At 62.5% G+C, this 21,852-nt stretch carries 21 protein-coding genes and 1 pseudogene; 15 read left to right on the forward strand and 7 right to left on the reverse strand.

Translation table 11 applies throughout. The features are described from left to right. Positions 1-202 precede the first annotated feature (202 nt). From cadR to KQH60_RS07320, 5 genes are all read left to right on the forward strand, one after another. Positions 203-634, forward strand: a complete 432-nt coding sequence (gene cadR, locus KQH60_RS07300; RefSeq protein WP_237575832.1) for a Cd(II)/Pb(II)-responsive transcriptional regulator — start codon at positions 203-205, stop codon at positions 632-634. Positions 635-920: 286 nt separating this feature from the next. Further along, positions 921-1,844, forward strand: a complete 924-nt coding sequence (locus KQH60_RS07305) for a PRC-barrel domain-containing protein (RefSeq protein ID WP_237575833.1) — start codon at positions 921-923, stop codon at positions 1,842-1,844. Continuing rightward, positions 1,841-3,106: an MFS transporter gene (locus KQH60_RS07310; protein WP_237575834.1), complete on the forward strand. Its 1,266-nt coding sequence runs from the start codon at positions 1,841-1,843 to the stop codon at positions 3,104-3,106. The genes KQH60_RS07305 and KQH60_RS07310 overlap by 4 nt, the downstream gene beginning before the upstream one ends. Before the next feature lie 139 nt (positions 3,107-3,245). Further along, on the forward strand, positions 3,246-4,352 hold the full coding sequence (locus tag KQH60_RS07315) for an OpgC domain-containing protein (protein WP_237575835.1): 1,107 nt from the start codon (positions 3,246-3,248) through the stop codon (positions 4,350-4,352). A 34-nt stretch (positions 4,353-4,386) separates the two neighbouring features. Then, positions 4,387-5,229: an esterase family protein gene (locus KQH60_RS07320; protein ID WP_237575836.1), complete on the forward strand. Its 843-nt coding sequence runs from the start codon at positions 4,387-4,389 to the stop codon at positions 5,227-5,229. 197 nt (positions 5,230-5,426) lie between these two features. On the opposite strand, the gene KQH60_RS07325 is transcribed toward KQH60_RS07320, so the two are convergent. Beyond that, the gene (locus tag KQH60_RS07325; RefSeq protein ID WP_237575837.1) at positions 5,427-6,341 is read right to left on the reverse strand and encodes a LuxR family transcriptional regulator; all 915 of its coding nucleotides are present in this window, start codon (positions 6,339-6,341) and stop codon (positions 5,427-5,429) included. Between the two features lie 1,046 nt (positions 6,342-7,387). Between KQH60_RS07325 and KQH60_RS07330 the strand changes: the two genes are divergently transcribed. Then, positions 7,388-7,591: a cold-shock protein gene (locus tag KQH60_RS07330; RefSeq protein WP_076784893.1), complete on the forward strand. Its 204-nt coding sequence runs from the start codon at positions 7,388-7,390 to the stop codon at positions 7,589-7,591. A gap of 205 nt (positions 7,592-7,796) precedes the next feature. Next, entirely contained in the window at positions 7,797-8,048 is a 252-nt protein-coding gene (locus KQH60_RS07335; RefSeq protein WP_237575838.1) for a hypothetical protein, read from the forward strand. Positions 8,049-8,113: 65 nt separating this feature from the next. On the opposite strand, the gene KQH60_RS07340 is transcribed toward KQH60_RS07335, so the two are convergent. Then, positions 8,114-8,317: a hypothetical protein gene (locus tag KQH60_RS07340; RefSeq protein WP_237575839.1), complete on the reverse strand. Its 204-nt coding sequence runs from the start codon at positions 8,315-8,317 to the stop codon at positions 8,114-8,116. A gap of 96 nt (positions 8,318-8,413) precedes the next feature. Between KQH60_RS07340 and KQH60_RS07345 the strand changes: the two are divergent. Together KQH60_RS07345 and bla are read left to right on the forward strand one after the other, a co-directional pair. Next, positions 8,414-9,054 (forward strand): annotated as a pseudogene (locus KQH60_RS07345) (multicopper oxidase domain-containing protein); the annotation flags it as partial. A gap of 126 nt (positions 9,055-9,180) precedes the next feature. After that, positions 9,181-10,122 (forward strand): class A beta-lactamase, encoded by a 942-nt coding sequence (gene bla / locus KQH60_RS07350; protein WP_237575840.1) that lies wholly within the window; start codon positions 9,181-9,183, stop codon positions 10,120-10,122. Positions 10,123-10,203: 81 nt separating this feature from the next. Here bla and KQH60_RS07355 read toward each other — a convergent pair whose 3' ends face one another. The 3 genes from KQH60_RS07355 to KQH60_RS07365 all read right to left on the reverse strand — a co-directional run bounded on the left by KQH60_RS07355 (position 10,204) and on the right by KQH60_RS07365 (position 11,598). Continuing rightward, on the reverse strand, positions 10,204-10,533 hold the full coding sequence (locus tag KQH60_RS07355; RefSeq protein ID WP_237575841.1) for a hypothetical protein: 330 nt from the start codon (positions 10,531-10,533) through the stop codon (positions 10,204-10,206). 167 nt (positions 10,534-10,700) lie between these two features. Beyond that, positions 10,701-11,120 (reverse strand): Hsp20/alpha crystallin family protein, encoded by a 420-nt coding sequence (locus tag KQH60_RS07360; protein ID WP_237575842.1) that lies wholly within the window; start codon positions 11,118-11,120, stop codon positions 10,701-10,703. 37 nt (positions 11,121-11,157) lie between these two features. Further along, positions 11,158-11,598 carry an Hsp20/alpha crystallin family protein gene (locus tag KQH60_RS07365; RefSeq protein ID WP_041753520.1) on the reverse strand — a complete coding sequence of 147 codons (441 nt, stop codon included), beginning with the start codon at positions 11,596-11,598 and terminating at the stop codon, positions 11,158-11,160. Positions 11,599-12,028: 430 nt separating this feature from the next. Here KQH60_RS07365 and KQH60_RS07370 point away from each other — a divergent pair, with 430 nt between their 5' ends. From KQH60_RS07370 to KQH60_RS07385, 4 genes are all read left to right on the forward strand, one after another. Next, positions 12,029-14,650 (forward strand): penicillin-binding protein 1A, encoded by a 2,622-nt coding sequence (locus tag KQH60_RS07370; RefSeq protein ID WP_237576087.1) that lies wholly within the window; start codon positions 12,029-12,031, stop codon positions 14,648-14,650. 294 nt (positions 14,651-14,944) lie between these two features. Then, a complete protein-coding gene (locus tag KQH60_RS07375; protein WP_237575843.1) occupies positions 14,945-16,039 on the forward strand; it encodes a nitronate monooxygenase family protein in 1,095 nt (364 codons plus the stop codon). Positions 16,040-16,198: 159 nt separating this feature from the next. Continuing rightward, positions 16,199-17,083 (forward strand): acyltransferase, encoded by an 885-nt coding sequence (locus KQH60_RS07380; protein ID WP_237575844.1) that lies wholly within the window; start codon positions 16,199-16,201, stop codon positions 17,081-17,083. After that, a complete protein-coding gene (locus KQH60_RS07385; RefSeq protein WP_237575845.1) occupies positions 17,080-17,250 on the forward strand; it encodes a hypothetical protein in 171 nt (56 codons plus the stop codon). Before KQH60_RS07380 ends, KQH60_RS07385 begins: the two co-directional genes overlap by 4 nt. A gap of 270 nt (positions 17,251-17,520) precedes the next feature. On the opposite strand, the gene KQH60_RS07390 is transcribed toward KQH60_RS07385, so the two are convergent. Further along, positions 17,521-17,724, reverse strand: a complete 204-nt coding sequence (locus tag KQH60_RS07390; RefSeq protein ID WP_237575846.1) for a hypothetical protein — start codon at positions 17,722-17,724, stop codon at positions 17,521-17,523. Positions 17,725-18,231: 507 nt separating this feature from the next. Between KQH60_RS07390 and KQH60_RS07395 the strand changes: the two genes are divergently transcribed. Beyond that, positions 18,232-19,401 carry a chitinase gene (locus tag KQH60_RS07395; RefSeq protein WP_304611063.1) on the forward strand — a complete coding sequence of 390 codons (1,170 nt, stop codon included), beginning with the start codon at positions 18,232-18,234 and terminating at the stop codon, positions 19,399-19,401. A 484-nt stretch (positions 19,402-19,885) separates the two neighbouring features. Further along, a complete protein-coding gene (gene dinB, locus KQH60_RS07400) occupies positions 19,886-21,058 on the forward strand; it encodes a DNA polymerase IV (RefSeq protein WP_237575847.1) in 1,173 nt (390 codons plus the stop codon). A gap of 74 nt (positions 21,059-21,132) precedes the next feature. On the opposite strand, the gene KQH60_RS07405 is transcribed toward dinB, so the two are convergent. Then, on the reverse strand, positions 21,133-21,783 hold the full coding sequence (locus KQH60_RS07405; protein WP_237575848.1) for a GntR family transcriptional regulator: 651 nt from the start codon (positions 21,781-21,783) through the stop codon (positions 21,133-21,135). Between the last annotated feature and the right edge of the window lie 69 nt (positions 21,784-21,852).

Here is a 21,852-nt window from a genome sequence, read left to right on the forward strand (position 1 = left end):
GCACAGCATGTGTCGTGCTCTCGCGGAGCAGCATGAGTGTGGCACGACGCTTGCGCACAGCGCTGATGGCCGGTATCGACTGACGTCGCTTGTGTGTCTTTGGCGCAATGGCGGTCGATCATGCTGGATTCCTCGAGTGATTTATGCTGTAGTACACACCCTAAAGCCACTTCAAGGTCAAGTCGACCCATGCGGGACAAGGATGAAAATTGGCGAATTGGCAAAGCGGGCCGGATGCACGCCTGAAACGGTTCGTTTCTACGAGAAAGAAGGGTTGCTGCCGGTAGCGGCGCGCACAGGCGCCAATTACCGCGCATATGGCGAAGCGCATTTGGACCGGTTGCGCTTCGTGCGCAATTGCCGGGCACTGGACATGACGCACGACGAAATTCGCGTGTTGTTGCAGGCCGCGGACGCCCCGGCGCGCGATTGTGGCGCGATCGATGCGCTCGTCGATGACCATTTGCGGCACGTCAGCATGCGAATCGACGAGTTGCAGCAGTTGCGCGCACAATTGAGCGCGCTCCGCGAGCGGTGTCGCGGCGCGCAATCCGTCCAGGATTGCGGCATCATGCGCGGCTTGGCGGCTATGGACAATCCTGCCCGTGTGTCCAGGCAGACTCATCTGGGCTGAACATGCAATGTGCGAGTTGTAGCTTTGTGCGGGCCACCGCGCATTGACGGAGCTAGTAACAGGTCGCAACTGCTATTCCCGCGAATCTGGCCTCTCGGCGTGGACGTTCGGCATGGACGCCGCGCCGGCCAACACCTCGTGCGTCACAAAGAGCCGGGGCGCCCCAGGTGTTACACTTCGGCCATCTGCGAGCCCATCTGTCCCGTCCCTGATGAGCGGTTTTCCCCGACGCGCTTGCCGCCTGAATGATCCCGTTCCGGTTCTACGTTGTCTGTGCCTGCTGATCATGCTGATGGCGCTTACCGCTTGCAGCACGTTCGATCAACAAAGCCCGGCACCGATCGTCGAAGGCACGGTGCAGGCGGTGCCCGTGCCTGAAGCGGCGCCGCCGGAACCGGTCGTGCCGCCGGCGCAACCCGAGCCCGAGCTGCATGACGCGAAGGCGGATAATGACCGCGCGGCGCCAAAAAAGCTGCACCGATCGCCGCAACGCGCCACGGCGGCCGCGCCTTCGCCGCCGCCAGCGCAGCCGGCGCCGGCGCCGCTGATCGCGTCGCGGCTGCTGTATCCGGGCCAGGTTAAGGGCTTGCTGGATACCGAGGTGCAACGGCCAGATGGCAAGGTCATCGGCCATGCCGTGGACTTGGTGGTCGACGCCAACGGGACGCCGCGCGAGATCGTCGTCAACTTGACAGGGTTTATGGGGGTCGGGGATCGCAAGGTCAATTTCCCACTTGGCGCGCTGCGGGTCAAGCCGGTGGGGCCGCGTGTGGCTGGAGCGTTGGAGCTCGTGCCATCGCGCACGCCGCCGATCGATCCGGCCAAGCCGGCGCAGGCCGGCAGCGCGCCATCGGGCACTGTGCCGCTGATGGACGCCACTATGCAGCGCACCAACGGCTCGAAGGTGGGGCGCGTCGTTGACGTGCTGATCGATGCGGGGCTGCGGCCGCAGGCCGCGGTGCTCGAGTTGGGTAACCTGATCAGTCCGGATCGGCGGCGGATCGCCGCCGATTGGTCAGCGCTGCGCTTCGCGACCCGGGACAAGGCCATCCAACTGCTGCTGGACTTGTCGGACCCACAGCTTGATGCCTCGCCGTTTTATGCGGCCGACCAGCCGATCCGGGTGGTATCGCCTGCGCCCGCCGCTGCGCGCGGCACGCCGGACGCGGCGCGACAGCCGGCGGTCCCGGCAGGGCGGACATCCCGATGAGCAAGACTGTCATGCTGAATGCACGGAGCCTGCGTGCGCTAGATGGCCTGAACTTTTTCCTTGCAAACGTCCAGACGGGGTTCGGACCGTTCATCGCCTCGTACCTGGCCACGCACAAATGGACCCAGGGAGAAATCGGCATCGCGCTGTCGGTGGGCACGATCACCGCAATGGTCAGCCAGGTACCGGCCGGTGCGTTGATCGACGCGACGCAGAACAAGCGTGCCGCGGCGATAGCCGCGATCGTTGCGATCGCGATCTGCGCATTGCTGCTGGCCGGCAGCCCGACGACGATCCCCGTGCTCGCTGCGGAGGTATTCCACGGCTTTGCTAGCTGCATGTTGACGCCGGCCCTCGCGGCGTTGTCGCTCGCGCTGGTCGGCCGCCACGCGTTGGGCGACCGGCTGGGCCGTAACGCGCGGTTTGCGTCAATTGGCAGCGCGGTGGCGGCCGGGTTGATGGGATTGTTGGGTGAATATGTGTCAGTACGCTCGGTGTTCTGGTTGACGGCTGCACTGACGTTGCCAGCCATTGTCGCGTTATACATGATCGATCCGCTTCATCTGGGTCCGGCGCGCGCCGCGCGCGACCTGCCACGGCGGTCCCTGCCGACGGAAACGGCGTCGCCGCCGCGCGAGAGCATCGGCGAGCTGTTGCGGGATCGGCGCATGCTAACCTGCGCCGTGTGCATCGTGTTGTTTCACTTGTCCAATGCGGCCATGTTGAACCTGGCCGCCGGTGAAGTCACCGCGCATATGGGCGACAACGTGCAACTGGTGATTGCCGCGTGCATCATCGTGCCGCAGATCATCGTGGCACTGCTCTCGCCGTGGGTTGGGCGCTCGGCGCAGCGATGGGGGCGGCGGCCGATCCTGTTGCTGGGCTTTGCCGCGTTACCGGTGCGGGCGCTGCTGTTCGCTGGCGTCACCACGCCGAGCCTGCTGGTGCCAGTGCAAATCTTTGACGGACTGAGCGCCGCGGTGTTTGGCGTGATGCTGCCGTTAATCGCGGCCGATGTGGCCGGTGGCAAGGGACGCTACAACCTGTGCATCGGCGTGTTCGGCCTGGCCGCCGGCATCGGCGCAACGCTGAGCACCGCGCTCGCCGGACTGGTCGCAGACCATTTCGGCAACGGCGTGAGCTTCATCGGCTTGGCGGCGGCCGGCGCGCTGGCCGTGCTGCTAGTGTGGCTGGCAATGCCCGAAACGCGCGAGGCCGACGCAACGGACGCCGACACGACGCCGCTCGCGCGTGACGCGTGAAAGCATTGACGAGTGAAGACGCGGAACTCAATGGCATAATACACGGCTGTACCAATTGCGCAGCGCTTCGTCTTGACGACGGGCGGTGCGCGGCGGGTTCTCGGCCCGCCTTGCTCGTTCACCCATCCTCCTCGTACTGATGCAGCCATCGACTGCTCGCTTGGCCGAGCTCGACTTTTTTCGTGGCCTTGTATTATTGATTATCGTCGTCGATCACATCGGCGGCAGCATGTTGTCACGTGTAACGCTGCACACCTACGCGCTGTGCGATGCGGCCGAGGTATTCGTATTCCTGGGCGGCTATGCCACCGCCATCGCGTGGACCACGCTTGTCGCGCGTCGCGATGAGGCCGCCGCTCGACGGCGTTTCATCCGCCGTGCGTGGGAGATTTACCGTGCTTTCCTCGTTACCGCCGGTTTGATGTTACTCTCCAGCGCGATTTTGCGCGCGTTCAGCATCGACGCGCCGAACATGGCGTTGTCTGATCTGGACAGGCTGATTGAGTCGCCTGCGGTGGTGGTACGCGACATCTTGTTGTTTCGACGGCAGCCCTATCTGGCGTCCGTGTTGCCGATGTATGTGTTCTTTGCGCTAGCGGTACCGGTGATCATCCCGCTCGCGTGCAGCCGGCCTTGGTTGCTGGCGGCGTGCTCGTTCACGCTGTGGTGTCTAGCCGGCGACGCATACTGGCTGCTGCCAGCCGCACCGGAGAACCGGTGGGACTTCAATCCGTTCGCCTGGCAAGCGATGTTCACGCTCGGCGCGCTGGCGCGCTGCCAGCCGATCTACGCTGGCCTGCGTCGTTCGAGCGCAGACTGGGTCGTCAGCGTCGTCGCGCTGATGACAGTGCTCGTCTGTGCGTATTATAAATTGTCCGTCGATGGGGCGTCATACAGTGTGATGAAGCGCGACTTGCAATGGCCTCGCGTGGTCAATTTCATTGCGCTCGTCTGGCTGGTGACGAACATGATGCAATATGGCTGGATGCGTCGGCTGGCCGGACGGGTGCCGTGGATCAGCACTGCTGGACGCAAGGGCCTGTTGTGCTTCGTGGCGGGTACGGTGATTTCGCTCAGTGTCGATTCGGTACTCTATTGGTGGACCGACGGGTGGCTCGATGTGCCGCTCGGGCTCGTCGCCGACGCGGTGGCAATCGCCTCGTTGCTGTTCGTGGCTCGCTGCGCGGATCTGCTCAAGCGGTGGCTCGGGGCAGCTGGTGCGCGCCGCACGGTCGGCACGGCTTGAGCGCGTGCGTATCACATCAAGGAGGGCGGGCTCGATGCGCATCTTGCTGGGATGGCTGGTCGCGATGCTCAGTTTGATGACTGGGGCGCCTGCGATGGCCAGTACCGTGCTGATCCGCTCATTTCATTCGGAAGCCCTGAACCGGGACTGGTCGTACACAATCTATTTGCCGACTGGCTATGATCAAGGCGGCCCACGATTGCCGGTCATCTACCTGTTGCACGGGAACAATGGCAATGCAAACGACTGGATTTTGCAGGGCTGCCTGCAGGCGAGCGTCGACGCGCTAATCGAGCGCAAAGACATTGCACCGATCGTCATTGTGATGCCGCAGGGTGGTACGGACTGGTACGTGGACCGGAAGGAGGCGATCGAAACCGCGTTTTTCTCCGAGCTGATGCCGGAAATCGACGCGCGTTTCAGGGTTTCCCGGCAGCGCGACGAACGGGTGGTCGGCGGTGTATCGATGGGGGGATTCGGCGCGCTGCGCTATGCGATGACCCGGCCGGACATATTCGGTTCGGCGATCCTACTGAGCCCTGCTATCTACGCGAACGAACCGCCGCCGGGCTCGTCGGCGCGCTGGGTCGGGGTATTCGGCGCGACGCAGTTCGACCCGCGGGTCTGGCACGCGTTGAACTATCCGGCGCAGTGGCGTGCCTACCTGCGGCAACCGTTGCGTGTGCCCATGTTCATCGCGTTCGGTGACGACGATTTCGCGATCCAGGCCGAGGCGTGCAAACTGTACACGCACTTACGCGCGTGCGGCAATCCGGCAGCGCTGCGCATCGTCGATGGCGGCCATACATGGGCCGTATGGCGCAACCTGCTCGGAGACGCCTTGCGCTATGCGCTAGTCCGGCCACGAAGCCGCTAGTACCGTGTCGCGCGCGTCCCGGCTCGTGCCTACACGTTGCGGTTCAGCGTGTGCGCCAGCCGCTCCAGTTGTTGCTTGATCGCCTAGCATGTCGACAAGTGAGCAATTGAGCGCACAGGCAATATTGCCTGGCACCCCTCAACTCCGCGACCGTCAAGCCACGGTGTCAGAGGACGACCCGCGATGATGCGCGCGGGTCACAAGTATGCGCGCGCGACGTTGATCAACTGCACGCGGTTTCTCACGTTGAACAACGTACGCAATCGTCGCATGTGATAGTCGACATTGTGCGGCGATAGGCCAAGGAAATAGGCAATTTCCTTGTCGCGACGACCTTGCACGACGGCTTGCAGGATCGATTGTTGCACCTCGGACAGCGCGATCCCTTCGCGTTGTGGTGCCGGCGCCAAGCCAATCGCGCCTTGTGCGTGCGTCCAAATGAACTCATGAATGGCATGCGCGAACATCAACGTCTGGGCAACGAGCGTATCGCTGAGCCAGCGGGTGTCGTCCATGTTTGAATTGAAACACAGGCAGGCCGTCGTATCGACGCGCGGCAGCGGGAAGCGGAACACCAGTCCGCTATGTCGCTTGCCTTCCTCCAGCAACTCAATCAGCTGCCTGATGCGTTGGCTGCGCGATGGCGCGCGGGGCAAATTCACGCGCAGTTGCGCGGCGCTCCACGGCGACGGCAGGCCGGTGGGCGATGCGCCGTGGATCCTCGGGTCAAGATCGAAATAGCGCTCGCGGAAGTAGCGTGACAACCAACTGCGCGACTCGTAGTCCGCCAGCACAAACATTGACTTGTGATCGCCGATTTCGCGCAGCACGAGATAACTAAGTGAATTGAATCCCAATTGCGCAAGCTTGCGCCGCATGAATTCCACACGATCGTGCACGCTGGCGTAGCGCAGCAGGGGGCTGATCGCAATGGGCTGGCGGGGGTCGGCCTTGGGGGTGCCGATGTCCTGCTCTGTAAACAGCGTAAGGACGCCGCCGGGTTGCGGCTCTACATGAGCCGTCGCGGCCATTGCGCCGCCTGGCGGGTATTGCTGTTCGCCGGATGCCGGCCGAGTAAGCCAGTACGGCAGCGTTTCGCATTCTTGCTCCATGGAACGATAGCTCCAGCGTCGGTCGTGATGATGGGACGGCAACATCTAACGATCTTTTTTTCGATTTGTACGGGCGCAACACGCGAGTGACACACGCTTGACGGCACACGCCGACGCGGGGCGCGGCGTTCGGTGGGCGAGCCTGAGCGTCGTCAAACTTCGGGTGGCGTGCAACACGCTGCGACCCGTATAGTGAACCAATATGGCGAAGTCTGCAGGTTTCGGTGTGCGGTCCGTCGTGCCGGTGCACCTGGGGGCTGATCCATCCTTGCAGCGCCGCACCAGGCTTGGTGTCGTCAACCAGGTATGTCCGGCTGGCTCCCTCAGAGTCGGAATGCGTGGCGCCAGAAACACATCTAATGAGTATTCCAGAAGTGTCGTGAACCGGTGCATACGAGGTTTCGTAGTGGCGCGACATCGGAAGGGCCGCCGCCTCCGAACCGCTCTCATGACGGCAGATCCGCGACTGAGGTCGCCAGGCCGCGGTGGCGGACAGCACGGGGCTCGCGCGGCAGCGCAGTGTAGGCGCAACGACATAAGCATTGGCAAGGCGGAACACGTCAGTTCGTTGGCCGCCGGGCGCATAGTGTGTCAGGCGCGAGACAGGGCGCCGCACCGCTCACGGGCATGGCGGGCACGATCAATGCTTAATTTTTTCAAGTTTATTAGTGAGTCATATTGTGCAAAAAACCATGACCCTTAGCTGCTGCGCGGCGATCCTAGGCTCGGCTCTCAACTGCGATTTTTTTGCTGCTTCCGCTCGATTGTCGGCAAGCGTTCGTTAGGACTTGTCGCTCTAACCGTGCACTATCAAAATTGTCCACTATCAGGATTTTTATTGCTTTGAGCATGGCCTCGCGCGAAAACGTTTGACTGTATGCATCATCTCGCGTATCGTTGCTGACTGAAGTTTTCAAGATGTCCGATTGCTGTTCATCATCTGTCCGCGACCCACGCGGTACGCTCGTTGTCCTCTCCCTCTTGATCGCTTCCGTACTGCCGCACTAAGCGGGAAACATTTATTTTTTCTTTTGAGGGATTCTTCCATGGATACCGGTATCGTTAAGTGGTTCAACGACAGCAAGGGTTTTGGTTTCATCACGCCGGACGCGGGTGGTGAAGACCTGTTCGCGCATTTCTCCGAAATCACCGGAGAGGGATTCAAGACGCTGGTAGAAAACCAACGCGTCAGCTATCAAGTCAAGCGTGGCCCGAAGGGTCTGCAGGCCGCGAACATCAAGCCGTTGTAAGCTTCATACGTCCGGATCTGTCCGGACGACAGGCTGCCTCGCGTCCGTGGGGCAGTAGTATTGCCCGCCAGTCTCCCGCGCCGTGCCGTCTTCCGACCGCGCGGCCGTCGATCCAGCGCTTCGCGCTCCCATCTGAATGCGCGCGCCCACCCTGGGTATCGCCCCATTCATGGCCACTGGCCGGCTGTGTCAAATCATAACGACAATGCACAATCAAACTATTCGGATGTACCGCGGTTATGCGGTGCAGCCTTCCGCGCATCGGTTGCCCGATGGCTGTTTTTCTTCTAACGTGACGCTGGAGCGGGCAAATTCGCCGTTGTCGTCACCGTTGACGGCGGTGACGAGCGCCGCGACGTTATACTATTTTTATTCGCTCGATTACTTTAATTCCGAGCAAGAGGCGGTCCGCTATTCGAATCGCTGGGCCCGGCAGTGGATCGACATGCGTGGCTGAGCTGAGCACCGCCGCCCGCAGCCGCCCCGCGTATCGCGCATCAGCTGATCGAGGCACGGCGGGTTTCACGCGTCCAGCAGCGCCATGGTGCGGCCGGCTTCCCAGTCCGATTCGAAAGGGCCCATGCCATGTTGCTGCAGCAGCGTCCGGACGGCATAAAACATTAGAAAACGGTTCATATCGACTTCGTGACGGCGGCCGACAAGCAACTCGTCCAACTCAACGCTGGCGCCGCTTCGCAGGTACTGCTCGACGATAGCGGACCCCATCGTTGCGAATTCATTTCAGCAAATCGTTCCTGTTCATCTCGACTCTTGGCGAGATCGTGCCCGATCCGGTGCCGATCCGAGGACAGGAGCATTGGATTGACGGATTTCAACGTTTGGAGTTGGAACGCACGAGTGTTTCCCAGGATCGACCCGCTGCCGGTGCGCCGCGGCGATCGTGTGCGGATTCGCTTCGGCAACTTGACGATGACCCATCATCCTATCCATCTGCACGGGTACGCATTCGAGGTGACGGGAACCGATGGGGGCTGGATCGCGCCCGCGCGGTAGCGCGATGGCCGGAAGTGACCGTGGATGTCGGCGTTGGGCAGATGCGGGTGATCGAGTTCGATGCATCGCGCCCAGGAGATTGGGCGTTCTATTGTCACAAGTCGCACCATACGATGAATGCGATGGGCCACCAAGTGCCAAACATGATCGGCGTGCCGCAACAGGACTTGGCCAAGCGTATCAACAAGCTGGTGCCCGACTATATGGCAATGGGCAGCACCGGCGGATCGATGGGTGAGATGCAGATGCCATTGCCGGATAACACGCTGCCGATGATGACCGGGCAGGGACCGTTTGGTGCGCTCGAGATGGGCGGGATGTTCACTGTTGTGAAGGTCCGCGAGGGCTTGGACCGCGACGACTACCGGGATCCGGGCTGGTACCGGCACCCTAGGGGAACGGTCGCGTACGAATACGCGCAGGACCCGACCGCCACGCGCGGGAGTTAATTTTTCTTTAAAATCCTAGTAATTATCTTTGCTTGTTTCCACAAGGAAAAAGAACAATCGTTCTCTGCATCAAGTAAGGCTGTTGGGCAACAGCCTTGTCTGCTTCGACTAACAAAAGGAAAGCTAATGCGTTACTGTCGCTCCCGTCGCGCGCTGCTGCGCGCCTGTGCAATGCTCCCGTGGATGCCGGCACTGGCAGCGTGCACGGCGCGGGGACCGTGCGCCTCGGCACCAGGGCCGTCCGCGTTGCGAGGGTCGGCCACATTGCAAGAGCCGGCCGCGTTGCAACTCGAGGCGTTTGCGGTATTGGAGGCGCGCATGCGCGGGCGCCTCGGGGTTTGCGCGATCGACACGGGTAGCGGCGCGCAACTCGTACACCGTGCAGCGGAGCGTTTCCCGTTCTGCAGTACATTCAAGGCGGTGCTGGCGGCAGCCGTACTGGCCCGCAGCGGGGATACGCCCGACTGGTTGTCGCAGCGCGTCCGATATGGCTTAGCTGATGTGGTCAGCTATTCGCCGATCAGCGGGCAACATGCCGGCGACGGAATGCGCATTGATGACATGTGCGCGGCAACGCTGCAGTACAGTGATAATACGGCAGCAAATCAGTTGATAAAGGTGCTGGGTGGACTGGGTGCGGTGACGGCATTCGCCCGTTCGATAGGCGATGCCACCTTCCGGCTGGATCGCTGGGAGCCGGAGTTGAACACGGCGATACCCGGGGACGTGCGCGACACATCGACGCCGGCGGCGATGGCGCACACGCTGCGCGCGGTGATGCTGGGCGATGTGTTGCGTCCGTGGCAGCGACAGCGATTGCAGCAATGGATGCTGGGCAACCGCACAGGCGACAAGCGAATCCGTGCTGGTGTGCCTGCGCAGTGGCGCGTTGCCGACAAGACGGGTACCGGTGAGCACGGCACGACTAACGACATCGGGGTCCTTTGGCCGCCCGGACGAGCGCCGATTGTGCTGTCCGTCTATTTCACACAGCCGCGGCGGGATGCGCCGGCGCGCGATGAGGCGATCGAGCAAGCCACGCGTATCGTGGTCGACGCGCTGAGTTGAATGCATGCCTATGCTCGACGGTGCCCGCTCGTCTTATTGAACAGGAGACCCTGAGCGAAACCCATGCTTGTGACCCTGTCATCATCGACAGCCACATTGTACTCGCGTCCGCCGGCGTGCTGGTACAACCGCACGACGGCCCCGAGTCGGGGCGGCACGCTGCGCGTCCGCGCCTGCTGTGCTAGAGCGTGTCTTACGCGCCGGCGTGCGGATGGTCTCCAGCCGGCTCGCTGCGGCTAGCAACGACTGGCCGGTCGGCGTAAGCATCGGGCGGCGGTGTCCTTCGGCAAGCTCTTCCAACTCGACGAGTTGCCGCTCGAGCAGTGTGTCTAGTTCGACACGGCTCATGTCGATCTGCTCCGGTGCGCTGCGGACCAGCATCAACGTGGCGAATTCGTGTGGACTCAGCACCTTCGTCTCCCAATCGTTCATCAAGCTGCGATCTTGTCGCCTGGGATCGCAAGATAAAGCGGCGAGATGACAGACCGATGACAGCGGCTGCCAAGCACCCCGATGCGATTGCGCATCGGGGTGCGAGCCGTCGAGCGGACACGGGTCCGCTCGCCCCCTGACGGCGTTCAGCCGATGCTGACGTCGATCCGGCGGGGCTTGGCCTCGTCGCGGCGTGGGATGGTCAGCTTCAGCACGCCGTCGCGCAACTGCGCGTCGATGTGTGACGCATCCAGATCTGCGCCCAACGCGAACGTGCGGGCGAAATGCGGATCGCGCAATTCGGCGTGCTGGACTCGCAAGCCGGCGGGCGTCGGCACGACGGCCTCGGCCTCGATCGACAGCGTGCTGTCCTGCACGCTCACGTGCAGCTTGTCGCGTGGTACGCCGGGCAGGTCAACCAACAGCGTGACGCCGTTGTGGTCCTCAAAGATATCCACGGTGGGCGCCACTGTCGCTCGGCGCGGTTGCGACGCCGTTGCGCCTTGTGCGGCCACACTGGCGTCTTGCTGGGTGGGACGTTCGACCAGTTCAGTGGTGTTGCTCATGGTGTGCTCCTGGTTTGCGTCAATGCGGGTCAACAGGTCATTGCACCGTGATCGCTCGTGGCTTGGAGGCCTCGAGCTTGCCGATGGTCACGCTCAGGCAGCCGTTCACATAGCGCGCCTGGACCTTGTCCGGATCGGCCTGGTGCGGCAGTTCGATGATGCGGCGGAACGTGCCGCTGAAACGCTCCTGCAGATAGGTCCGCGTGTCGTCGGCGCGCTCCGGTTGCACGCGCTTGCGCTCGCCGCTGAGGATCAGCAAGCCGTTGTCGATCGACACATCGATCTGCGCAGGATCGAGCCCGGGGGCAAATGCGACGATTTCGATCGACTCGTCTGTGCTGCCGATGTTGACCGCGGGGAATGTCCCGACGCGCGACGCGCGCAGGCTAGTCGGCATGTTGGCGAACAGATTCGCAAACTGCCGTTGCAGACGGTCGATGTCGTTGAAGATGTCCGTGCTGAAAAACAAATCACTCATGGCTTGCTCCTTCGATCCTTCGTCGAAGGGGCGAACCGGGCTACGCGCTCCAGTCCGCCCGCCAACGTGGATCAGTCGACAAACAAATCGAAACACGCAGCGCGTAATACGCACGCGGCTGCCTAAGCAATTCATAACATAGTCATGCCGCACGGAATTTCAAGAGGGGCGGTCGACGCAGGCGCGGGCCGGCGGAAAGTTGGCGGTAGGTTGGCGGTAGGTCGGTAACAAGTTGGCGATAGGCCGGTAGCAAATTAGCGGTAAGTCAGTGGTAAATCGTCGCGGCAGGCGACACGGCGTGTCGCCGGTGCACGCGGCATCCGAGCCGACATGGGGGCGACGCCGATTTGGTACGATTCAGCCTTTCATCGAACGGTAGCCGAGTGTGAGACGCACGGACATTGCCCTGCTGCGCGCGTGGTGTGCCGCCCTGCTGGCCCGTGTGGGGCCGCCCGCCGCGAGGCTCTGGCGGCGCGCGCGGCATCCGGGCCGGCGTGAGTTGGCCTGGGCGGCCGCGGCGGTGCCTGCCGCGATGGCGCTGTACGTGCTGGTCTTGGTGCCGTTCACGCCCGGCATTGGCGATATCCGCAAGGCGAAGGTCGAGCAACCGGCGCAGGTGTTGTCTGCGGACGGCAAGTTGCTGGCCCAGTTCAAGCCGTCCAATCGTGAATGGGTCGCTTTGTCCGACATCTCGCCGCACGTGCTCGATGCGTTGATCGCGACGGAGGACCATCGGTTCTATCAGCATCATGGCCTGGATTGGCGACGCACGGCAGCAGCGGCCGCGCAGACGTTTTCCGGTGACCGGCAAGGCGGCTCGACCCTCACGCAGCAGCTTGCCCGCAACCTGTACCCGGATGAGATTGGGCGGGCGCCGACGCTCACGCGCAAACTCAAAGAGGCCATTACCGCCTTGAAGATCGAGGCCGTGTACACGAAAGCCGAGATCCTGGAAACCTATTTGAACACCGTCCCGTTCCTGTACAACGCGTATGGGATCGAGATGGCGGCCCGCACCTATTTCGACAAGTCAGCCAGTAAATTGGACGTGTTGCAAAGTGCGACGCTGGTCGGCATGCTCAAGGGCAATAGCTACTACAATCCGGTCATCAACCCGGAGCGCGCGTTGCAGCGGCGCAACACGGTGCTCGCGCAGATGGCCAAGTACGGCAAGTTGACGCCGCACGCGTACGAATCGCTGGCGCGCCGGCCGTTGCGGCTGGATTTCGAGCGACAGGTCGAGCCGCCCGGCCCCGCGCCCCATTTTGCGCAGCAATTGCGCAAATGGTTAATCGCGTGGGCGGATCGCCACGACTACAATATTTACTCCGACGGCTTGGTCGTGCGCACGACCATTGATTCGCGGCTGCAGGCGATGGCCACGCAATCCGTCGTGCTGCACGGCAATCAATTACAGGCCATTGCCAATGCCGCTTGGTCGACCGCTTCGGCGTGCGTAAGCAGTCACGATTTCGTACAGACCTTTGTGCGCGACACGCCGGACTACCGGGCGGCGCTTGACGCAGGATTGACGAGCCAGCAGGCGCTAAAGCGGCTGCTGGCCGATCGCGGTTTCATGCAGGCGTTGTGTGACGAAAAAACGCGTGTACAGGCGGACTTCGTCGCGATCGATCCGCGCGATGGCGCAATCAAGGCATGGGTGGGCAGCCGTGATTTCAACAAGGATCCATTCGACCACGTGCAACAGGCGCGGCGGCAACCCGGCTCAACGTTTAAGCCGTTCGTCTATGCCGCCGCGTTCGAGCAGGGCGCCCGTGCCGACGATACGATTGTCGACCAGCCAGTGTCAATCGCGCTGCGGGGGGGAGAAACCTGGCGTCCCGCCGACGACGTCCCACCCAGTGGGCAGCCCATGACGCTGCGCGACGCTCTGGCGTACTCGCGCAACCGCATCACCGCCCAATTGATGCAGTCGGTCGGGCCTGCGAAGGTGGTCAAGCTTGCACAGGCGATGGGCGTGCGCGACAGCATGTTGAACCCCGTGCCGTCGCTGGCGCTCGGCACGAGTCCTGTCACGCTCAAGGAGATGGTGTCTGCATACAGTACCATCGCCGATGGCGGCCGCTATGTGCAGCCGATGATGGTCACACGTATCGAGGACCGGGACGGCAATGTGTTAGCGCAATTCGCGCCGGACGCAGGCAAGCAGGTGCTGCCTGCTGAGGTCGCATGGACGTTGCTCGACGTGATGCGGGGTGTGATCGATCGGGGCACTGGTACCGCGATCCGCACCCGCTTCGGCATTCGCGCGGACGTAGCCGGCAAGACAGGCACGACGCAGGACAACGCTGATGGCTGGTTCATCCTGATGCACCCGCAGTTGGTTGCCGGCGCATGGGTCGGCTTCAATGACAGCCGCGTGACGCTGCGCAGCGATTACTGGGGGCAGGGCGCGCACAGCGCGCTGCCGATCGTTGGTGACTTTTACCAGCGCGCGTTGCACGCGCGGCTCGTCGATCCGCGCCTGCGGTTCGCGAGCGAACCGCCGCCCGGTCTCTTTCAGCGCTCGCTCGCGCAAGTTCGCGCCTGGCTCGCGCAAGTGTTCCCGGCGATGCACCAGGCCAAGCCTTTTGCACCGCCGCGCCGGGTGCCGCGACGGATCGAGCCGTTCGCGAGTGACGTTGCCGTGCTGCTGCCGGCGAGCGGTGTCGCCGTGGACGGCGCGAGCATGGGGCTGCCGATGCGCTTGCCGGTATCATCGACGGCATCCGTCGCGTCGGCCTCGTCAGCCGTGTCGGCTAGCGTGCCGCCGACATCGATGCCGGGTTCGATGCCCGAGGTGCCCGTCGCGCCTGCTGAGTCGCCGGCGGCGGCTTCTGGGGCGCCGGGTGCAGCAGCGTCGGTCGGCTCTGGCGGCGTAGCCGGCAGGCCGGCCACGTCGCCCAGCCCGTCGTCGCCGGAACCGGCTGCCTCGCGTGGCGTGTCCTCGTTCGGCAATGAGTTGCCGTGGGCGCCGACGCCAAGCCCTGACGCAATGGATTCGGATATCGCCGGCCCACGCGCCGAGGAGTACCCACGCGCCAGCGAGTAAAACGCCTGCGCCGGCGAGCGGCCGTGCTAGCCGGGCCTGCCGCTCAACCCCGCGAACACGACGCGGGTTTCGCGCCGTGCCGATACCGGTGCCCATCGCCCCAGACTGCATCGTCCAGATCACGATGCCATAACCGATACGACGGATCTGTTTTGGCGATGAGTTGCATCTTGCATTTTCATTGGATCGCCGGCGGCTGAACCCGTATGCTACGAACATGCCTTTCCGGCGTCCGTGCTGCCGGATGCATCGATCTGGTCAGGCATTGACACGATCCGCCACCAGGAGCCCATCATGAACCCTTCGCATTCTTCACTGAAGACCGGCGATGCTCGAAGCCGTGCGGCCGCGTTCTGCAGCCAATTTGAACTGTCGGCGCCGATCCTGCTGGCGCCGATGGCGGGCGCGTGCCCGCCGGCATTGTCGATTGCCGTGGCCAATGCAGGCGGCATGGGTGCCATGGGGGCATTGCTGACGCCACCGGAAGGTATCGTGCAATGGGCCGACGCGTTTCGCCGCGGCAGCACCGGGCGCTTCCAATTGAATCTATGGATTCCCGATCCGCCGCCTGAACGCGACCGGGACAACGAGCAGCGTGTGCGCGCATTCCTGGCGCAGTGGGGGCCTGGCGTGCCCGAGTCAGCGGGCGATGCGGTGCCACCGGATTTTGCCGCGCAATGCGACGCGCTGATCGAGGCGCGGCCGGATGTCGTCACCTCGATCATGGGGGTATTTCCGCCCGCATACGTGAAGCGCTTGAAGGAGCACGGCATTGCCTGGTTCGCGACGGTCACGACGCTGGACGAAGCCCGCCAGGCACAGGCAGCGGGAGCCGATGCGATCATTGCGCAAGGCTTCGAGGCGGGCGGTCACCGTGGCGCGTTTGATGCGGCTCGGGCAGAACGGCAGGCCGTGGGTTTGTTTGCGCTGCTGCCTCGCCTGGCCGACCACATTCGCGTACCGCTGATTGCCGCCGGCGGTATCGGCGATGACCGTACGCTGGCGGCCGCGCTGATCCTCGGCGCGAGCGCGGTGCAACTCGGTACTGCCTTCCTGCGTTGCCCGGAGGCGGCGTTGAACCCCGCATGGGCGGACGCGCTGGACGGATTGGAGCCGGAGGACACCGTACCGACGCGCGCGTTCACCGGCCGTCTCGGCCGTTCGGTGGCGACCGATTACGTGCTTGCAGCAGCGGCGCCGGATGCCCCGCATCCGGCGCCGTATCCAGTACAGCGCGCGCTGACCGCATCGATGAAAGAGGCCGGCGCAGCGGCGCGCGACTATCATCGAATGCAGGTATGGGCCGGGCAGGCTGCCGCAATGGCGCGAGCGGTCCCCGCGGCCGACGTGGTGCGCGACGTGTGGGTTGGCGCACAGCGCTATTTGTAAAAGCAGCAACGCTGACCCCGGCGACAGTCGAAAAATCCATGGTTTTCCGTGGGAATGAAAAAACCGCTTTGGTGGGCGGATAGGCGTTTTGCAGTGCACAAGTCTCGATATGGACTTGTGTTACATTTGTGAGTTTTGTTGCAGTAAGACGACTACCTCATGCGTAGACTCCTCCATCTCGATGGGATCCGAGGCCTGTTGGCTCTGTCCGTAGCGGCAAGCCATATCTATGGACCAATTTACCACTGGTCGAATGATCGTCCCTTCATCGGCGCATATCTGGCGGTCGATTTCTTCTTCATCCTCTCGGGCTACGTGCTTTCCTATACGCTTTCGAAGGGCGACTCGGTGTCGTGGGGCAAGTTCATCGCCAAGCGTCTCTTCCGACTGTGGCCGCTGCACGCACTTTGCCTGATCGCGGTCATTGCCGTCGTCAGTAACAACATGCTCATACATCAGTACGTGCCTGGATGGTGGGGTAATCTGACCGCACGGCAATTGTTGGCGAATGTCCTGTTCCTTCAGAACGTCGGCGTGAGCAACGTGCCGGTCATGAACGATCCGTCGTGGTCGATCTCGATCGAGTTTTGGGTGTCGTCGATGCTGCTTTTCCCGATCGCGCGACAGAGGTCGACGTGGCTTCCGTTGGGGCTTGCGTTCGCAGCGTGGGCATTCATCTTCGCGCTGCATGGTCCGAATCTGATGACGCAGTCAGACTATACGCGTTACGTGAACTTTGGCGTTATGCGCGGTATTGGCGGGATGCTGTTCGGCAACCTGCTGTTCAGGTTGCGCTCGACGCCTGTCGCACCGAGCCTGCGCCTCTTGAGCGCGCAGCCGGTTCAGGTGGCGCTCGTCATGGTCGTGGGATGGGCCGTCTTCTATCAGGACAGCCGCGCGTGGTTAGACGTGTCGATCATTCTGGCGTTCGGCTGCATTGTACTGTTTATGGAGGGAGCGGTATCGGACGTATCTTCTCGCTTGCTCCGCTGGTGTGGCTCGGAGAGATCAGCTTCGCCGTCTACCTGTGTCACACCGCTGTGATTCTCGTCGCGCCGCCGCTCTACTACGTCAAGAAGTTCGGCATCTTTGCACCTGCTGTTCTGCTCGGCGCGGTGGTCATCGTCGCGTACATGCTGCACATAACCATAGAGCGCCCGTCGCGCCGCTTCCTCTACGGCCTTGTGAAGGCTCAAGCAGTCACGCCCTAGTACCTGGCAACTAACGATCAGTGATACTCAAGACGATCACTTCTTCAGGAGCGCCAGGCGCGCCTTCCGCTCCTGAAGATAGGCCATTGAGTATGTCGCCCGCACCGGCGCCTAATCCATAGCCGGCTACTGGACTACCTGCTGTCCAAAATCCAATATCCATAGCAGACATGCCACCCCAACGTCCGAATCCGGTTCTAGAATTTGTCCAAGTTCGCGACATGGTGCGGATGCGGGGCAAGGTCCGCCCGGGTTAAGCCGTCTGTAAGGCTAGTGCCGGGCGCTCAGATAGATATGCTCGGGCCGGATGCGTTGCACTGTGTTCAGCCGCAGCAAGCTCTCTCGTATGCGACGCACTGAAGCTTGACTGGTGCCGCGAATCCGCACCGTCTGGCTCAGTTGCGAGCCGGTACGCACCACTTTCCATGCTTGCGCGGAAGGGTCCGAGTTCGCGGATACACCGTAATACCCCACCCACGCTGTCCAACTCGGACGACGACGTGATGTCGAGCACGTGTTCCAATCGACTGCTGGGGAACGAGCAGTCCCGGTAGACCGCTTCAGTTGCGGGTGACGGCGCGACAGCGCGGGCGTCAGAGGTCTGCCGCGCGCCTGGTCGGCGCAGTACGTTCGTCCTCATGCCTTCGCTAGGCGCGATGCCGGCTCGCGCCTGCGATGCATCAATGCTCGCTTTCGCTCATGATCCGGCAACGTTCGTGGACGGCGCGACACAACGGTTTGCTTCAGCCCGCCGCCGTGGCGCAATAACGTGTCGACTCCCGAACCTGAACTTCAGCTTTGTTCTAAACACCACGAGAATCAATTCGGACGTGGTTCATAGCGATGATTACGAACAGACAGACCTGTATTGTCGAGTGTTAATAGCGATACGGCCAGCCTGCCTGTGGTGATCACCATTCTCTTCATCGAGCAGGAGAAGCAATGAAAAAGCACCTGTTGAAAGCGATAGCCCTGTCAGCCATGAGCGTTGGTCTCTGCGGGCAGGTGTTCGGCGAAGGCGTGTATGCGCCTTATGTCGATATGACGGCATGGCCCACGCCCTCGCTTGACGAGATTGGCGTGCAGCAAGGGATCCAGCAGTTCACGATGGCGTTCGTGTTGTCCGGCGGCAACCAATGCGTGCCGTCGTGGGGCGGCGTGCAGCCGATTGGACGCGGCCAGACGTCAGATTTGCTGACTGCCATCGCCAAGTCGATCAACAATTATCGAGCCAAGGGCGGTGAGGTATCGATTTCATTCGGCGGCCAAGCTGGCATGCCGTTGATGCAGGCATGCAGCAGCGCATCAGCGTTGGCCGCGGCGTATCAGACGGTGATCGATACGTATTCGTTGACGCATATCGATTTCGATATCGAAGGCGCGGCGCAAACGGACAGCACGGCGCTGACGCGCAATTTCCGGGCTGTACGGCAACTGCAGCACACGATGCGTACTAACGGCAAGACACTGCATGTGACGTTGACCCTCCCGGTGATGCCATCGGGGCTTACCGCCGATGGCTTGCGCGTACTCAACGCAGCACTGGACAATGGTGTGACGCTGAACACGGTCAACATCATGGCAATGGATTATGGCAAGAGCATAACGGACATGGGTGCGGCGGCGAAACGGGCTGCCACGTCGGTCTACGCGCAGTTGGATGCGGCGTACAAGGCGGCGGGCAGCCCGAAGACCGACACCCAATTGTGGCAAATGATCGGCGTGACGCCGATGATCGGCAAGAACGACGTGCAAGGCGAGACGTTCTCGCTGGCAGATGCGAAGGCGCTGCTCGACAAGGCTCGCTCGGATAATATCGGGCTGCTCAGCAACTGGTCGATCGGCCGGGACAAGGCTTGCGCGAGCAATAGCGGTGGCGCATCGCCCAGTTGTTCCGGCGTCTCGCAGCAACCGTATGCATTCACGCAGGTATTCCGGCAACTGGGCGGCCATTGGGGCACGGGCGTGACGCAGGACCCGTCATATGGTGGCGGCTCGCACGGTGGCAAACCGGCGCCGGGCGCGCAATGGTCCAGCTCGCAGATCTATACAGCTGGAATGACTGTCAAGTACCATGGCGTGACGTATCGCGCAAAGTGGTGGACGCAAGGCGACGTGCCGGGCCAGTCTGAGGTGTGGGCGAAGGTCTGAGTATGCCGCTGTTACGACCCGCGCCATGGCATACGCGCTGGAGTCCGCAAATCGAGCGGTAAAAGGGGCCCGTCGGCGGGAGGCAGCCGGCTGGCCAGGCTGCTCTGGCACATCACGGCCTGTGCCAAAACCGCAGAGGAACGTGCAGCACGCCGGGCTCGGCGTGGTACGACGCGTTGCCAAGGCCCGAGCCTGGCCCGCGCGCTTGCCACACTAGAATTTGTAGGACAGTGCCAGCAACGTGATGAGCGGGTCGGCGTTCAACTTTACCTTGGACGTCGCCAGCGTGGCGCCGTTCGCCGCGTTGATCGTCGTGCTCGGCTAGATTGTCAGCGGCATGTACGATATCGACGCGGTCAACGACTCCTACGTATTGAGTGCGTGATTCAATCCGAGGTTGAAGCTCGGTGCGAGCGACGAAGCTGTACACATATACAGGTATACTATCGCCGTTTAGCATCATACAGCCGCCATTCCGATTACCATGGTCCCGACGCGCCGGATCGCCCATCTCGACATGGATGCTTTTTACGCATCCGTCGAATTGTTGCGCTATCCCGAGTTGCGCGGCAAGGCGGTGGTGATCGGCGGTGGACGGAAGGCGGCGCCGCAAGCGCTGCCGGACGGCACGCGCCGGTTCGCCCGCTTGCGCGATTATGCTGGGCGCGGTGTGGTCACTACGTCCACGTATGAGGCACGCGCGCTCGGTGTGTTTTCCGCAATGGGCATGATGAAGGCCGCGCAGCTCGCGCCCGATGCCATTTTGCTGCCCACCGACTTCGACTTGTATCGCCACTATTCACGGCTGTTTAAAGCTGCGGTGGCGACATTCACTGATCAGGTCCAGGATCGCGGGATCGATGAGATCTACATCGACTTGACGGCGTTGCCCGACGACACGCGAGCGCTGGCGATGCACATCAAGGAGGCGGTGCGCGACGCGACCGGACTCACGTGCTCGATCTGCGTTGCGCCGAATAAGCTGCTCGCCAAGATCGGCTCGGAGTTGGACAAGCCGGACGGCATGACGATTTTATCCATTGCCGACCTGCCGACGCGGATCTGGCCGCTGCCGGTGCGCAAGATTAACGGTATTGGCCCGAAGGCGGGCGAGAAGCTTGTGTCGCTGGGCATTGCCACCGTCGGCGATCTGGCGAAGGCTGACCCCGGACTGTTGCAAGAGCATTTTGGCCACAGTTATGCTGCCTGGTTGGCCGATGTCGCCCACGGCATCGATGAGCGGCCGGTGCAAGTCACGTCGGAGCCGAAATCGATGAGCCGCGAAACCACGTTTGAGCGCGATATGCACGTGCGCCACGACCGAGCCACGCTCTCGGCGATCTTCACGGACCTGTGCGTGCGCGTGGCGCAAGACTTGACGCGCAAGGGCTATGTCGGACGCACGGTCGGGCTGAAGCTGCGCTATGCGGATTTTCGCACCGTCACGCGCGATGTCAGCTTGCCGGAGCCCACTGCGAACGCGGCCGTGATCCGACGCGCCGCCACCGAATGTCTGAAGCGCGTGCCGCTGGACAAGCGGCTCAGGCTGCTCGGTGTGCGGGTCAGTGCGCTGCGGCCGACGCACGCGCAGCGCTTGGCGCGTGCGCCGGTGCAACATGAACTGCCATTTGCCGAAGCGGGGACCCCAATGCAATGAACTGCCCCCGTGCTCCATTTGGGACGGACAGGCAGGCTGCGCCGCGCTGCAAAGCGCGAACGGGCGCGCTATCACTAGCTGACTGGGAATCCGACGCGCTCCATGGTGCCGATGTGGCGTGACAGCAATTGAGCGGCGCGCTCGAGATCATGGCCTTTCAACGCGTCGATGATCAGTTGATGATCGTGGTTCGAGCGCGATTGCCAACCGCGCGCCCGGCCGACGGCGAGTACGAAGCGCGAACTGGTCAATTGCAGCACGTCCAGCGTTGCCAGCAGGCGGGGCATCGCGCAATGACGCACCAGCGCGTGGTGGAACGCACGGTTGGCCGCATCCCACGACGCAAGCGAATTGGCAGCGTCGCAAGCGGCGTGGGCGCTTTCGAGCGCCTCGAAATGCTCGGCGCGCAAGTGTGGCATGGCGTGGCGCAGCGCGAGCGGTTCGAGCACCGCCCGCATGTCAGCCGCTTCCTTGATGGCGGCACGGTCCAATGCGGTGACGCGCACGCCGCGCCTGTGCAGGATCGTTACCAGTCCGATTGCCTGCAATCGCTGAAACGCTTCGCGCACGGGCACATGGCTCGCCCCAAATTCCTTGGCGATGTGATCCTGCCGAAGAGCGGTACCGCCGGCCAACTCCCCGCTGACAATACGCTCGCGCAACCGGTCGACGATATGCTCGACCAAGCTCGGCGTGTGAGTCTCGCTTAGACGCACGATGTCCATTTCATAGATTATCTATTTTCAAGTATAGGTAAATTGACGCCAATTTCGTTATAACATCCAGGATTCTAT

The organism is Mycetohabitans sp. B8 (assembly GCF_021991875.1).
Taxonomy (GTDB): Bacteria; Pseudomonadota; Gammaproteobacteria; order Burkholderiales; family Burkholderiaceae; genus Mycetohabitans.

What these genes read in the sequence shown, in the direction of transcription:
- KQH60_RS07320 (WP_237575836.1), top strand. Translation starts at nt 4,387, where the DNA reads ATGCGCATCTTGCTGGGATGGCTGGTCGCGATGCTCAGTTTGATGACT.
- KQH60_RS07305 (WP_237575833.1), top strand. Translation starts at nt 921, where the DNA reads ATGCTGATGGCGCTTACCGCTTGCAGCACGTTCGATCAACAAAGCCCG.
- KQH60_RS07325 (WP_237575837.1), bottom strand. Translation starts at nt 6,341, where the DNA reads ATGGAGCAAGAATGCGAAACGCTGCCGTACTGGCTTACTCGGCCGGCA.
- KQH60_RS07340 (WP_237575839.1), bottom strand. Translation starts at nt 8,317, where the DNA reads ATGGGGTCCGCTATCGTCGAGCAGTACCTGCGAAGCGGCGCCAGCGTT.
- KQH60_RS07335 (WP_237575838.1), top strand. Translation starts at nt 7,797, where the DNA reads ATGCACAATCAAACTATTCGGATGTACCGCGGTTATGCGGTGCAGCCT.
- KQH60_RS07330 (WP_076784893.1), top strand. Translation starts at nt 7,388, where the DNA reads ATGGATACCGGTATCGTTAAGTGGTTCAACGACAGCAAGGGTTTTGGT.
- KQH60_RS07395 (WP_304611063.1), top strand. Translation starts at nt 18,232, where the DNA reads ATGAGCGTTGGTCTCTGCGGGCAGGTGTTCGGCGAAGGCGTGTATGCG.
- KQH60_RS07365 (WP_041753520.1), bottom strand. Translation starts at nt 11,598, where the DNA reads ATGAGTGATTTGTTTTTCAGCACGGACATCTTCAACGACATCGACCGT.
- KQH60_RS07310 (WP_237575834.1), top strand. Translation starts at nt 1,841, where the DNA reads ATGAGCAAGACTGTCATGCTGAATGCACGGAGCCTGCGTGCGCTAGAT.
- KQH60_RS07375 (WP_237575843.1), top strand. Translation starts at nt 14,945, where the DNA reads ATGAACCCTTCGCATTCTTCACTGAAGACCGGCGATGCTCGAAGCCGT.
- dinB (WP_237575847.1), top strand. Translation starts at nt 19,886, where the DNA reads ATGGTCCCGACGCGCCGGATCGCCCATCTCGACATGGATGCTTTTTAC.
- bla (WP_237575840.1), top strand. Translation starts at nt 9,181, where the DNA reads ATGCGTTACTGTCGCTCCCGTCGCGCGCTGCTGCGCGCCTGTGCAATG.
- KQH60_RS07380 (WP_237575844.1), top strand. Translation starts at nt 16,199, where the DNA reads ATGCGTAGACTCCTCCATCTCGATGGGATCCGAGGCCTGTTGGCTCTG.
- KQH60_RS07315 (WP_237575835.1), top strand. Translation starts at nt 3,246, where the DNA reads ATGCAGCCATCGACTGCTCGCTTGGCCGAGCTCGACTTTTTTCGTGGC.
- KQH60_RS07405 (WP_237575848.1), bottom strand. Translation starts at nt 21,783, where the DNA reads ATGGACATCGTGCGTCTAAGCGAGACTCACACGCCGAGCTTGGTCGAG.
- KQH60_RS07360 (WP_237575842.1), bottom strand. Translation starts at nt 11,120, where the DNA reads ATGAGCAACACCACTGAACTGGTCGAACGTCCCACCCAGCAAGACGCC.
- cadR (WP_237575832.1), top strand. Translation starts at nt 203, where the DNA reads ATGAAAATTGGCGAATTGGCAAAGCGGGCCGGATGCACGCCTGAAACG.